Source organism: Priestia sp. LL-8 (assembly GCF_036227845.1).
GTDB lineage: Bacteria > Bacillota > Bacilli > Bacillales > Bacillaceae_H > Priestia > Priestia zanthoxyli.
In genome coordinates this window covers 1,603,687-1,616,762 of record NZ_JAZAQH010000001.1, presented here as the reverse complement: position 1 = coordinate 1,616,762, position 13,076 = coordinate 1,603,687, and the positions used below count along the sequence as shown (strand labels likewise).

Annotated in this window: 13 protein-coding genes and 1 pseudogene; 5 read left to right on the top strand and 9 right to left on the bottom strand. The window is 35.0% G+C overall.

Going from position 1 to position 13,076, the window contains the following annotated elements; translation table 11 throughout:
• Nucleotides 1–30: 30 nt before the first annotated feature.
• On the bottom strand, nucleotides 31–495 hold the full coding sequence (locus U9R83_RS08120) for a hypothetical protein (RefSeq protein WP_243549054.1): 465 nt from the start codon (nucleotides 493–495) through the stop codon (nucleotides 31–33).
• 236 nt (nucleotides 496–731) lie between these two features.
• Between U9R83_RS08120 and U9R83_RS08115 the strand changes: the two genes are divergently transcribed.
• On the top strand, nucleotides 732–926 hold the full coding sequence (locus U9R83_RS08115; RefSeq protein ID WP_013056341.1) for a hypothetical protein: 195 nt from the start codon (nucleotides 732–734) through the stop codon (nucleotides 924–926).
• Nucleotides 927–1,047: 121 nt separating this feature from the next.
• Here U9R83_RS08115 and U9R83_RS08110 read toward each other — a convergent pair whose 3' ends face one another.
• Nucleotides 1,048–1,716, bottom strand: a complete 669-nt coding sequence (locus U9R83_RS08110; RefSeq protein WP_243549053.1) for a type 1 glutamine amidotransferase domain-containing protein — start codon at nucleotides 1,714–1,716, stop codon at nucleotides 1,048–1,050.
• Between the two features lie 323 nt (nucleotides 1,717–2,039).
• Here U9R83_RS08110 and U9R83_RS08105 point away from each other — a divergent pair, with 323 nt between their 5' ends.
• On the top strand, nucleotides 2,040–2,621 hold the full coding sequence (locus U9R83_RS08105) for a DUF2087 domain-containing protein (RefSeq protein ID WP_243549052.1): 582 nt from the start codon (nucleotides 2,040–2,042) through the stop codon (nucleotides 2,619–2,621).
• A gap of 294 nt (nucleotides 2,622–2,915) precedes the next feature.
• On the opposite strand, the gene U9R83_RS08100 is transcribed toward U9R83_RS08105, so the two are convergent.
• Complete coding sequence (locus tag U9R83_RS08100; RefSeq protein ID WP_243549050.1) at nucleotides 2,916–3,440, bottom strand: GNAT family N-acetyltransferase; 525 nt, start codon at nucleotides 3,438–3,440, stop codon at nucleotides 2,916–2,918.
• A 19-nt stretch (nucleotides 3,441–3,459) separates the two neighbouring features.
• Complete coding sequence (locus U9R83_RS08095) at nucleotides 3,460–3,912, bottom strand: MarR family winged helix-turn-helix transcriptional regulator (protein ID WP_013056339.1); 453 nt, start codon at nucleotides 3,910–3,912, stop codon at nucleotides 3,460–3,462.
• 102 nt (nucleotides 3,913–4,014) lie between these two features.
• Here U9R83_RS08095 and U9R83_RS08090 point away from each other — a divergent pair, with 102 nt between their 5' ends.
• The gene (locus U9R83_RS08090; protein WP_014460758.1) at nucleotides 4,015–4,671 is read left to right on the top strand and encodes a YczE/YyaS/YitT family protein; all 657 of its coding nucleotides are present in this window, start codon (nucleotides 4,015–4,017) and stop codon (nucleotides 4,669–4,671) included.
• Between the two features lie 96 nt (nucleotides 4,672–4,767).
• Here U9R83_RS08090 and U9R83_RS08085 read toward each other — a convergent pair whose 3' ends face one another.
• The 3 genes and pseudogenes from U9R83_RS08085 to U9R83_RS08075 all read right to left on the bottom strand — a co-directional run bounded on the left by U9R83_RS08085 (nucleotide 4,768) and on the right by U9R83_RS08075 (nucleotide 6,754).
• Nucleotides 4,768–5,532 (bottom strand): class I SAM-dependent methyltransferase, encoded by a 765-nt coding sequence (locus U9R83_RS08085; protein ID WP_243549048.1) that lies wholly within the window; start codon nucleotides 5,530–5,532, stop codon nucleotides 4,768–4,770.
• A gap of 148 nt (nucleotides 5,533–5,680) precedes the next feature.
• Complete coding sequence (locus U9R83_RS08080) at nucleotides 5,681–6,130, bottom strand: GNAT family N-acetyltransferase (RefSeq protein WP_328575189.1); 450 nt, start codon at nucleotides 6,128–6,130, stop codon at nucleotides 5,681–5,683.
• Between the two features lie 51 nt (nucleotides 6,131–6,181).
• A pseudogene (locus U9R83_RS08075) lies at nucleotides 6,182–6,754 on the bottom strand (GNAT family N-acetyltransferase).
• 284 nt (nucleotides 6,755–7,038) lie between these two features.
• Between U9R83_RS08075 and U9R83_RS08070 the strand changes: the two are divergent.
• The gene (locus tag U9R83_RS08070; protein WP_209368714.1) at nucleotides 7,039–7,788 is read left to right on the top strand and encodes a phosphorylase family protein; all 750 of its coding nucleotides are present in this window, start codon (nucleotides 7,039–7,041) and stop codon (nucleotides 7,786–7,788) included.
• Between the two features lie 240 nt (nucleotides 7,789–8,028).
• Here the strand turns inward: U9R83_RS08070 and U9R83_RS08065 are convergent, their stop codons facing one another.
• Nucleotides 8,029–9,297, bottom strand: coding sequence for an MFS transporter (locus tag U9R83_RS08065; protein ID WP_243549046.1), 1,269 nt, complete (start codon nucleotides 9,295–9,297; stop codon nucleotides 8,029–8,031).
• A 424-nt stretch (nucleotides 9,298–9,721) separates the two neighbouring features.
• On the opposite strand from U9R83_RS08065, the gene U9R83_RS08060 reads away from it, so the two are divergent.
• The gene (locus U9R83_RS08060) at nucleotides 9,722–10,798 is read left to right on the top strand and encodes a cyanophycinase (protein ID WP_140450575.1); all 1,077 of its coding nucleotides are present in this window, start codon (nucleotides 9,722–9,724) and stop codon (nucleotides 10,796–10,798) included.
• Nucleotides 10,799–10,868: 70 nt separating this feature from the next.
• Here U9R83_RS08060 and U9R83_RS08055 read toward each other — a convergent pair whose 3' ends face one another.
• Nucleotides 10,869–12,914, bottom strand: a complete 2,046-nt coding sequence (locus U9R83_RS08055) for a sigma 54-interacting transcriptional regulator (RefSeq protein ID WP_243549044.1) — start codon at nucleotides 12,912–12,914, stop codon at nucleotides 10,869–10,871.
• Between the last annotated feature and the right edge of the window lie 162 nt (nucleotides 12,915–13,076).

Below are 13,076 nucleotides of genomic sequence, written 5' to 3'. Positions count from 1 at the left end.
GTACTAACACATAATCTCTATGCTAAAAGGTTATAGCTGTTTCAGTATTTCTTCTATCTTCTCTTCAATATCAGCTTCTAAATAATTTTTTGACAAATCGTACAAAGTGCCTGACCCTTTAAAATACCCACCAAAGTAATACCACAACTGGATGTAATAAACGGATGCATCTTCTTCATCTGTAAACCCATCAAAGTATATTGCCACTTGGGAACGATATTCTTTTTCTAAACACTGCTCCGAACTTAGATTTGGCAGTTGGTCGCCATCAATATCTCGGCACACCCATATTTTTAAGTTCTGCTTACCATCACGTTCAAATTTACTTCTATATTTGTGCTGAAGACTTTTGCAGTATGCCTCTCCTACTTCTTCCAACTTCACTATCTCTCTTTTTAAAGTCTCGTTTATTTCACTCTCAGGGACTAAAATGTATTTGTCATCTGCTTCCTGATCCTGTTTATCCATAAATAGCTTTTTCAATTTATCAAACAAGCTTTTCCCACCTATCTAAAAAAAGAATATAAGCATGTTAAATTCGACTAAAGAAAGCTCATTTCCTTCTCTGAACTGTGTTTAGTCGCCATAACTAATATAAAATCAGCTACCTCCTTACAAGTAGATTCTTTGCCTGGAGTGCTGATTTTCTGACATACTTGTAATTCGATATTTTTTACAGTGAGCACATATGTTAAAGTGTAAAGTAGTGAAGCGAAAGGAGTAAAAACAACATGGCTCAACGAATCGTCAATATGTTTTTATCTGTTTTAGCTGCTTATGGAACGTTAATTCTAACGAAACATATGAGCATTGCAGATAATATTTTTGTGACACAGATTGTTCGTCTGATCATTTGTATTGTAGCTGTTATCATTGTGACAGGAATTACTACATACATTTTCAGAAATAAATCTTCTAATAAATAAAAGGGCAGCTATTTAGATAGCCGCCCTTTTTGTTTTCATTAATTCTCATTTTATTTCACCCTAAAGAAATGGGAATGTCTCAAACACTCATGAGACATCCCCATTAAGGTTATACATACTTTTACGCGTTTAAAGCACGCACAAATTCTTTTGCGAGGCTGATTGTAGACTGTGGATTTTGTCCTGTTAAAAGCTTTCCATCTACTTCAATATGATCGCTCCAATTATCTTTTGCAATAAACTCGGCGCCTAGCTCACGTAGCTTTGTTTCAAGAAGAAACGGCATGTATTTATCTAACGTTGTATCTTTCTCTTCTGAATCAGTAAACGCTGTAATACGTTTTCCTTTTACAATCGGCTCACCGTTTTTAAGCTTTCCGCCTACAAGAGCTGCCGGCCCGTGGCATACCGCTGCAATCAGTTTATCATCTTCAGCAAACTCTGTTAGCAAACGATGTAAGTGCGTATCGTCTGGAAAGTCAAACATTGTTCCGTGCCCTCCAGGTACAAACATACCTGCAAATTCTTGTGAACTTATATCAGCTAATGATTTTGTATTCTCTAAAAGTTTTCCTGCTTCTTTGTCTTCGTCCGTTACATCATCTGTTAAGCTGTTAGGATCCACAGGCGATTTTCCGCCTTTTGGACTTGCTACGACTACTTCGTATCCTTCTTTTTTAAATTCTAAATATGCTTCAGAAAATTCCGTAAGCCAAATACCAGCAAGCTCTCCGTTTTCCATTGTATGTCCATTTGTAACAACCATTAAAACTTTTGAATTTCCTGTCATGATTTACTCATTCCTTTTTCATTTATTATTTACATACATGTATCTTTAATAATTCATTTATCTCTTTGAATATGTTCCCCGGTATTATTTGATGAAAACATGGTAACTTTTTCTTGCTAATAAAAAGAACAGGTAAAAATAATGGTTAAATTACATGGAGAAGCAGGCTCTTTTTTATACTTTGAAGATTAGATGGAGCCGATTTTTTATATGCAGTGTGACAAATGATTACTTTAAATATTTTCACTTTTTTGACATATACATCTAATTCGATTAATATCGAATTAGATGTATATCGAATTAATGAGAGAAGGTATTCAGCTATGCAATTAGATAAGTTGGTGAATTACCATAAAGCCGTTGGTGATCCTACGAGAATTAGAATTATTTCACTATTAAAAAAAGGACCTCTTCACGGGCAAGCAATTGCTTACAAACTGGGGTTGCAGCCTTCAACTATCACTCATCATATTTCAAAGCTAAGAGATGTAGGAATTGTTTATCAAAGAAGACAAGGGAACATTATTTATTTTTATCTAGACCTTGAAAGACTTGAATATAACTCGAAGGCTATTTTAAGTATTGGAGAGGATTCAATGGAAAATCAAGACAACCATTTACAGGATAAAGACAAATTATTTATTGTTAAAAACTTTATAAATAGTGACGGTACTTTAAAAATCATTCCAAGTCAAAGAAAGAAAAAGAACGTGATATTAGCCTATTTAATACGTGATTTACAGCACGGAAAAACGTATCAAGAAAAAGAAATAAATGAACATATTAAAAAATATCATGAAGATTATGCAACGATTCGCAGAGAGTTAATTATGCAGCATTTTATGTATAGGCAAAATGGAGAATATGAGTTAAATCCGAAAGAGATGTGGCCCGTTATTTATTAAAGTGGACGTAAAAACGTTCATTTTTTAAGCCTTCTAATTCGATATATATCTAATTAGTTTGTGTTGTTTCAAATAGAATTAGAGTAAAAATGTAATTCCCAGAATGAAAGAAGCCAACATTTTGGTAAGCATGTGACATTAATTTCATTCTCCTATGTGCTGGCACAGCAGCCATATTAGTTTGCTTACTGCTTACCCTAAAAGCATCTGCTTTAAAAAAATCATAAAATCTCTGTATGCAATAAGGATTATCCTCTACCAGTTAAATTAGTGAATAATCCTTATTTTTTAAAACTATAAAAGTGTTTTAACCATGATGAGATCTGTTTGTTTTTCGTCTCCCATATAAAAAGAGTGAGATCCAGTTTGAACAAACCCTTGTTTCCTATAAAAATCGATCGCATTTTTGTTCTTTTCCCATACGCCTAACCAAATTTTCTTTTTATTAAATGTCGTTGCTATCTCTACTGCTTTATTAAATAAATGTTTACCAAGCCCTTGTCTTTGAAAGCTGTTATCTATATAAATTCTTTCAATTTCAAGCGATTCTTTCCCCATCTCTTCAGACTGAGCATCATCCGTATTAACCTTTAAATAACCTGCAATTTCATGATTAACATATATAAAAAAGAATTGCGAGGACGTATTTGATAATTCTTTTTCTAACTGTTCGACTGTAAATGCTTTTTCTAAATAAGCTTTCATGTTTTTAGGTGAATTTTGATCTTTAAATGTCTCATTAAATGTTTTGTAACTAATATCTTGAAGGTGATTTACATCTTCAAGAGTACACTTTTTTATCTGGGTCATCACTGACATACGCCTCTCCTTTATATCCTCAATAATTTCTCTTGTTTCCTTTTTTCACAAACTCCCAGTCTGTTTCTATATTTTTTCTTACTCTTTGAACCAGCTTAAGAATGGTATCTGCTTCTTCCTGGGTAAAACCTTCTAATGCCACTTTATCAGAATAATCATTTTCTCTTTTTATAAACGGATATACGTTCTTCCCTTTTTCAGTGGGAAAAAGGTTTTTATTTTTTTTATTGTGGAGATCGTCTTTCTTCTCAATAAAACCATTCATTTCAAGCTTTTTTATAGCCCGAGCCGCTGTTGTGCGATCTACTTTTATCATTTCAGCTAATTTTTCCTGAATGATTCCGGGGTTTTCACATATTCGCACTAAATACAAATACTGCCCCTTAGTCAGATCATACTCTTTAAATTCTATATTACTAATCGAATCCAATGCTCTTGCTATCATCCCAATTTCACGCAGAATTTCACTCATAAATGTCTCCTTTGTACATATTTTTGTTGCAAATACAATAAAAATATTATAAATTTAATGTACTTTAAAATAGTTGCATTTGCAACAAAAATAACAAAGAGGATGATGACAGTGAAGTATAGTATTTATGCAGGAGGAATTTTACTATTAACTCTTGGAATTGCTTTAACGATACAATCTGACCTAGGAGCTTCACCTTTTGATGCGCTGTTAGTTGGACTGTCACTAAACGTAGGTCTTAGCGTTGGAAGCTGGGAGATTATGCTTGCCTGTATTTTAATTTGTGGTAATTCTCTTTTAAGCAAACAAAATCCAGAAATACTGGGACTGTTAACAGCAGTTGTAACCGGCCTTGGTATCGATATATGGCTTTTTTTATTACAGAACTGGGTTACGTTCGAAAGTTGGTACAGCAAATTATGTTGTTTTGGAATTGGCTTAATCATTATAGGTGTAGGCACCTCAGCCTATTTACATACAAATTTTGCACCCATTCCAATTGACCGCTTAACTTTAATCATACAAAAACTAACTAAAACAAATTTATTTCTTTCAAGAACATTTATTTACCTCACATTCTTACTAGCTGCAATGCTTTTAAACGGGCCGATTGGTGTTGGAACGTTATTGACTGTGTGTTTAGGCGGTGTGCTGCTTAATTTCTTTATGCCTATTACTCAAAAAGCAGTAAATTGCATATTACCAACATCTCATACATCAAAAAATCATATTAAAGATCATAAACGTTCCATTACATAACTAATTCTGTCTATATCATGATTTTTATGTACAATCATCATTGATGCACAAAAAGCGGATCTCCAGTTAGAGATCTGCCTCCTGTGTGTGATTGCTCTATTTTTTTGCCTCAGCTTTAATAATAAAACGATGCTGTTTTACGTCAAAAAAACCTTGAGACTGTATAATTTGATGGATATTATACAATCCGCCGATATGTGTTTCTATATCAAAATTAGGAACTTGCCAAGGAATCGCTTTTAGATAAAAAACTAGCGCCCCAATATCATAAAATCTCTGCACAGGAAACTCTTCTTTGTAAAAGACGATGTTAAAAGCACTTTGTTTAAGCTCTTCTATTGCTTTCTTTAAATTCCAGTTAGAAAACTCTCTATTTATTGGAACTCCTATACATTCATTGATTCGTGAACAGTCCAACCCTCCCACTTGCTGAGTGAAAAACGTGCCTTCCTTTGACAAAATCCTTCTTACTTCTGAAGCACAAAAAGATTCGTGCTGGTTCAAAATCAAATCAAATGTACCATCTTTAAACGGTAGATTCGCGTTTTCAGTTCGTTCAACAACGGTGATACCAAGTGGCTCTAACCGTTTTTTAGCGATTGGAACGTTAGGTTTGTATCCTTCGGTAGCATACATAACGCGAGGAAAAGGTTGTAACAAAGATAAAAACTCTCCTCCTCCTGTTCCCATATCTAAAGCAGCATTAGAGTTTTGAATAAGGCGAAAAGCTTCACTTCCATATGACCACGAAAGCATATCACTATCCATACGACCAGTCTGAGTGATAGCAGAAAAATCCCACCCAGTAAAATCAACACTTGTATTGTTTACAGCATTTAAAAAATGTTTGTCCGTTATCATGTTAAAATCCTCCTTTTAATAGTCAGTCAGCATTAATCATTTATCCTAAACTAGTAAAAGGCGGGCCACGAACATACAGGCAGCGTTGTTATGTTTCATGTGCCAACTTATTCACAATAAACTCTCCTTCATCAGAATTACGTATTTTTCATTTATTTGTCCATTCATATGTAATATCGGGTAATTTCTCTTCATTTTCACATCCTCTCTTTATAATACTGAAGCCGTGTTTCTCATAAAACCGCTGTGCGCTTTTATTTCGTTCAAAAGTACGTAACGTTAATTTTCCATTTGAGTTTATTTTGGCTCTTTCAAGCAATCGTTGTCCAATTCCTCCCCCTTGATAATCTACATGAACGTACAGCTGGTTAATCTCGTCAGCGTTATAGGCGACCATTCCTACTATTTGTTCATCTATTAAGGCTAATTCAATTTTATGGTGTGCTGATAATATATGATTTAAGAAATAAACATGACGGTCAAAACTGTGCATTTCCCTTTGTCCAATCGCTTTTTCTTTACTATCCCGCCACATTTTCACCGTTTGCTCAGCGAATTGAGGATGATAGTGAACAATGTCAAATTTAAAATGGACCATACATTTCTCCCTTATCTGTCGTCGTACTATTCATATTCTTAATAACCATGTCTAGATATTCCCCTCATGTGGTTGAAGCCTGTCAAAATCTTGCTTCAATAAAGAATATATATACAAATCATCAAATTTTCCACACGTAAATTCATAACTTCTTAATAATCCCTCTTTTACAAAACCGTGGTTTTTTATTAGATTTTGTGAAGGAACATTAGCAGGGTCTATTAAAGCTTCAATTCTTCGCAAGTTCAAATGTGTAAAACCATATTTTATGACAGCGCCTAATGCCTCACTAGCAATTCCGTTCCCCCAGTAGTCTTTGCTGAGTTCATAACCAATTTGCGTACGGTAATGATTTTGAACTCTATTAAGAAACCCACAGCTGCCAATAATGTCATCTTATTCTTTAAGAGTAATACCCCATCTTATTCCAGATTTTTCGTTTAAGATCGATTTATACCACGCAATCTCATTTGAAGCATCCTCAACCGTTGTAAAAGGCTCTAGACCGTAGTGTTTCATTACTTCTTTATCGGATAGGTATTTTAAAATATTGCCTGCGTCTTCTGCTACAATTTCCCTTAAGATAAGCCTTTTTGTTTTAATTACAGGAAAATGGTGTGACACCTGTAATTCCCTCCTCTTATCTGTTCATTAACTGAACGGACCTTTTCTCACAGCTTTATCTAATTTAAATAACCGTTAGTAAAAAATTTCTTTTATTATTGGTGAATTCCTTTTTTAGTCATAAATATTTGTCAAAAACAAGTAAAAAAGCACACATAACTTCATTTCCAAATCAGAACCGTCATTTATTTTGTAATTGTTCGTTTTAAAAATTAAAGGAATAAAAGCTAGTAATGAAGAATTCTTCTCCAACTAGTCTAAATGAAAAGAATAAGGAGAACGATATGAAACTGTATGGGGATTTTGAAAAAGAAGATTGGCTAAACGTATTAAAGCTATCAGAAAAAGAGCTGCCTAATGCATTCATTATTCATGGTGAGTGGGGATTCCAAGATAATATAAGCTTATGGAAAGAGATTTTATCTACTAATGTTCATATGCCTAAATGGAACACCGTGATAGGTAAGTTCAAAAACAGAAATATAGGGTTTGCGAATGTGTACGGCAGTCCGATGGCATCAAACATTGTCCATCAGTTTGCTGGCAGCGGAACCGACTTATTTATTCAAACGGGATATTTTGGAGGCTTATCTTCTACTATACAATATGGAGATATCTTAATTGTATCTGCAGCACAAATGCAAGACGGCGTATCGCACTGGTATTTACCAGACCAAACGCTTGTAGAAGCTGACAAAGAGCTAGTGGAAGCCGCCTGCAGATATTGTGAACAAAAAGGCTACAGCTATATAAAAGGACATGTGGTCAGTATGGGTGCCATGCTTATGGAGACGCATAATATGGTAAAAGAATGGTCACTTGCAGATTTTCTCGGCGTGGATATGGAGACAGCTACCACTTTAGCGATTGCTCATAAATTCAACAAGCGCGCTGTGGGCTTGTTAAATTTATCAGACCACCTTCTTCACGGTGATACTCTTTATTCGTATACAAAGGACAGAGAGTTAATAGAAAGTGAAACTGATAAAGCAATTCGCGATGTGGCTCTTTATTTAAGTAGTAAATTCTACTAGCGTGCTGTCTTATAAAAACTTTTGTCTTACTGATATGAGTAAAATCTATTTGGAGTAAAATGCTCAGTTATACTATTTTTTTTAGAAGTATAGCTTTATATGACTCTAAAAAAATGGGGTAGACTAAAAAGATAATCACTTATAAAAGCGATTATCTTCTGGCTGCTTGAAAGTATAAAAATGAACCTTATAATAAAGATACAAATTTTTTTGCACTATAAATGAGACAGTCATTGTGAATTAAGAAGCATTCAGCACGCTCTGCTCCTTTTTTCCTTTTTCTTTAATTAGTAAGACACCTAACAACCCCATCATTGAAAACAAAATGGGAATCATAAAAGCATAATGATACCCGATCTGCAGCGAGCGCTCGGGGAATAAATCAAGGACGTTTCCAAAAATACTAGGTAATAATACGGCGCTTAGAAAACCTCCCATATTAGCAAAACCTGATACAACTCCTACTTCTTTTACTGAGAAAGATTGACGTACTACGGCAAATGTCAAAGCGCTTGCGCCGTTTCCAAATCCGATGATAAAAAGTAAAATAACGACTAGCATGAATGAAGGTTTCACTCCGGTTAATAATAATCCTGTCCAGCTAAGCACCACAATAAGATGGACGAGTGAATAGATTTTTTTAATGGAGTTTAACCTGCTTGATATCCAGCTGATTAAAGGTCCCCCAATCATAGCGCCAAACAAACCATACATAATAAGCTGACTTGCATCAGCGCGAGATAAATGGAACACATTCATGCCATAAGGAACTCCCCAAGAACCAATAAAACCAATGTATGTACCCACTACACCAAAATGACAAAGAAATGTTGCCCATGCTTGACGAGTCGTCATTACCCTTTTTAGGATCGCCCATACGCTTTCTTGAGTCTTAACAGAGGCTTTATTTGCTTTAGCATCATCTACAAATAATCGTTTAGGTTTTATAACTAAAACGACATAAAGCAAATAAGATACCGCCATTAAAACCAGACCTATGCTAAGAAAAGGAACTCTCCAGCCTGAAAGTGAAATCCACATAGATAAAGGCACAGTAGCTGATAATGAACCTACACTTCCTACCAGCCCAATTAAACCTAACAGCTTTACAAACTCATTTCCCTTGAACCACTGACTTAAAATTAACACTAAATTGACAAAAATCATGGAGTCTCCGGTACCGACTAGCAAACGAGAGAAAATTAACACATATTCGTTGGGAGATGTGCTGTAGATAAGACTTCCTATTCCAGTTAAAAGCGATCCTATAATCAAAAATCGATTGGGACCGTACCGGTCAGAAAGTAAACCAACAGGAATCTGAAGACCTGCATATGCTAAAAATTGTATACTCGTCATTAATCCTATAACAGACGCTGAAACGTGAAAATCTTTCATTAACTGCTCGGTAATAAGTCCGGGGGCTGTTCGTTGACTGACAATCAAATAATACGCTAATAAAGCGGTTCCAAAAACCACCCATCTATAACTACTTTCCTGCTTGTTCATTTTGATAGATCCTCTCATGTATAATTTTTTCTGCGTAGAAATGCTGGTGGAAAACGTTTAAGAGATGAAGATATTGATAGAATGAAGGTCTGTTTAATAAATAAGTCGCTATTGCGGACAGCTCTTCTTTTTATCCTTGTTTTTCCTTTCTATTATAATTTTAAGTTTTTAAAGATTATTTTTCAATGAAGTATGGACTTTTAAAATATATCCTTTACTATTTCCCTTTCACTATTAGGCATCCAAGTTAGAGTTCTTCTTGTCATTTTTGGGTATAAAGCAATTTAATAAGAACCCATAAAGAACCTATGTTATGCGTATTTTTTCAAAAGACCTCTTCTTTCACAGCTGTTCAGCTGTTTAATAAGTTGGTATAAAACTTGCATGTTCATCTATGAACACTTAATTAAAGGAGGAGAACTTTATGAAAAAAGCTAAACGTAAGAAAAGTATTAAAAAGCAAGTCATCACTTGTGCTGTTCTCGCGACGTCTCTTTTACTGCCCATTTCAGCTTCTGCTGCTTCTGCACCTTATACGCTTTATCAGGTGGGAAGTACTGCAGACAAAGCGACCAGTACAAGCTTCGGACAAGTCTATATGGGAGGAAGCACCGATGTAGATGAAGCGTTCAAATGGATGATTCAAAAGGCAAACGGCGGAGATTTCTTAGTTATAAGAGCGACGGGTACTGATGCCTATAACTCTTATATCTACGACCTAGCAAAAAGCATAGGTAAGCCTCTTAACTCTGTTAGCACAATTGTCGTCGATGATTTAATAAGAGCAGGCTCAGACTCTTCTTTAATTGATAAAATCAACAAAGCAGAAGGCATCTTTTTTGCTGGAGGCAATCAGGCTGATTACGTAGATTTCTTAGAAGGTTCTGCGGCTCTGACAGCATTAAATAATCGTATCAATCAAGGCATTCCTTTTGGGGGAACAAGTGCTGGTACTATGATTCAAGGGGATCACATTTACGACTCTATCTCAGCAGGCTCTACAACTTTAGATTCTAAAACAGCGCTAAACAATCCTTATAGTTCTCTTATTTCCTTTACAGATTATTTGATTCAAACACCTCATAACAACAACATCCAAACAGACACCCATTTTGAACAACGAGATAGAATGGGACGCTTTCTAACATTTCTAGCACGTAATATCCAAGACGGAGAAGAAACTGGGACAACCGCAAAAGGGATTGCTGTTAATGAACAGTCAGCGCTTCTGGTAGAAAAAGACGGTTCAGCTAAAGTAGTAACACAGCCAGGCTCTACAAATGCTGCTGTTTATCTGGCTAAAACAAATAAGGCGCCTACTACTTGTATAAGCGGTCAGCCTCTGACGTTTAATAATATTTCTATCTATAAACTATTTAATGGCAGCACTTTTAATCTTTCCACTTGGACAGGTTCTGGAGGATTAGCTTATACTTTAAACGTAAACGGCGGTGTTATTACTTCTTCTACAGGAAAAGTTTACGGAGGAAATCAGCCGTAAACGGTAAATGAATATTTTATTTTATAGAAAAGGGAAACTTAATTAGTGAAGTTTCCCTTTCTTCCTTATATTAAGGATTGATTAAGTGCTGTTTTGTTTTTAAATGATATAGATAATGCAGTCCTTTTTCTGTTATTTTTGTTCCTGCTCTGCCTCTGCGTTTTATAATATACTCTTTTTCTTCTAGTAGATCCAAACGATTTCTCACCTGCTGTTCTGTAAGAGTAAAGCCTTTTAAATGCTGCGTAATCCACTTTCTGCTTGCTGCTTTTCCTGTATCATTACACTGTTTTATCGTTTCTAACAGGGCATGATTTTCTTGAAGTTCGATTAAGTCAACCGATTCATTTTCAATTTCATACACAGAATGATCCTCTTTTTGACTACTAAGCCTATATTCTACGTCTTTTGCTTTCACTTCGTTTTCATCACAGACGGTAAGCAAATACTCAATGACACCTTTTAATTCTCTTATATTTCCTAACCATTCATATTCGATAAGCAACTTCATCGCTTCTGGATGGATGTGCGTCCACGTTTTCGATTTAGAAATAAAATGATGAATGAGTAAAGGAATATCGGTTCTTCTATATCTTAAAGGAGGAATCGTTAAAGATAATACATGTAAACGATAGTACAGATCTTCTCGAAACAAACCTTCTTTCATTTTATGTAGTAAATTGTTGTGAGTGGCTGCTATGATTCTTACATTGATAGGAATTACTCTTGTACCTCCTACCCGCCTAATTTCTTTTTCTTGAAGCACCCTTAAAAGCTGGGTTTGTAAACGCGGGCTGATATCACCAATTTCATCTAAAAAGATTGTACCTTTATCAGCGCTCTCAAACAGCCCTTTTTTGCCGCCTTTTTGCGCTCCTGTAAAGCTGGCTTCTTCGTACCCAAACAGCTCGCTTTCTAACAATGTATCAGTCATGGCACTGCAATTTACCGCAAGAAATGGTCCATTTTTACGTGTAGAATGATTGTGGATAGCCTGAGCAAACAGCTCTTTTCCTGTACCGGTTTCTCCTTGAATTAAAATAGGATACTCAGTGGCAGCCATTTTCCGGGAAATTTCAATCGTTTTAAGCAAAGCTGGATGTTCTCCGATAATATCTTGATAGTTATACTTAGCAGAAAAACCGTTTTTTCTAAGTTCTGACTGCGCTTTTCCTTCTATTTCAACAGCTTGATTAACACTTTTAAACGTTGCTACAGTAGTATTGCTCTCTTTAATCATTGACTTATAGATAACCATTTCGTACCCGTTTATGTTAAAGTACTGACTTTTCTCGTTGGACGATATAATAAACTCCACAAGGCTTTTGTTAGAAATTACGCTTTGAATCTCATGATCTATAGCATCAGAAGAAGCTAGTTGAAACAATGATTCTAACCTTTTATTGAATAACGTAATTTTTCTATTAAAATCCACGGCAAGAATACCATCTTCTACTACGTTTACAATACTCTTTACATGAAGGTGAAGTTCTTTCATTTGCCCTTCTGCTTCTATTAGTTTTTTTTGCAGCACAATGATGTTTCGCAAATAGCGATCCCAAATAATTGAATGATTAGACTGATTAAAACCGAATGATTTTATAAGTTCAAAAATGGTCGCCATATCAAAAAGTCTAACGCCTATATCAATTACATGTTTTACGTATGGGGGACACAAGTGAACCTCACCTGGAGAAACAGCAATTTCAACCCCTTCGTAATAGGTCTTTTGCTTTTTAAAAGGAATAAACTGAACATGATTAATCCCTACTTGATAGAGAGACTCTATTAACTTAAGAGTTTCTTTATCATCATCGTTTACAATTAACACTTTTGTATGGGCAGGGATTTTCAGCAATTCATTTATATGTTTATGGTGAATCGTTCTATTTCCTACAATTTGATGTGCATGCTGAACGTCTAATCTGTTCTTTATTTCATGATATATACTCTCTGATGAATAAAGGACAACATCTCCATCAATTTTTCCGGGTAATTCTTCATCAATCGCAAAGCATTCAATAAAAATGTAATCTCCTAACAACTCTTTTAATTGATTGTGTAAAATGATTCTAGTTTGCTTACTTCCTGTTATTAAAACTAATTTCTTTTTCATCGTATGGACACCTTTCTACAGGCCTTTAACTTGACTTGCCTTCAGAGATTAGTCTTGGAATACTATACCTATCATTTTATACTTTGCTGTGCATTTCATCTAGCGGACGTTTGTCCCTTTTGTAAATAAAAAAAGTAGAAAAAAGCGCCTCCACTTTAATAG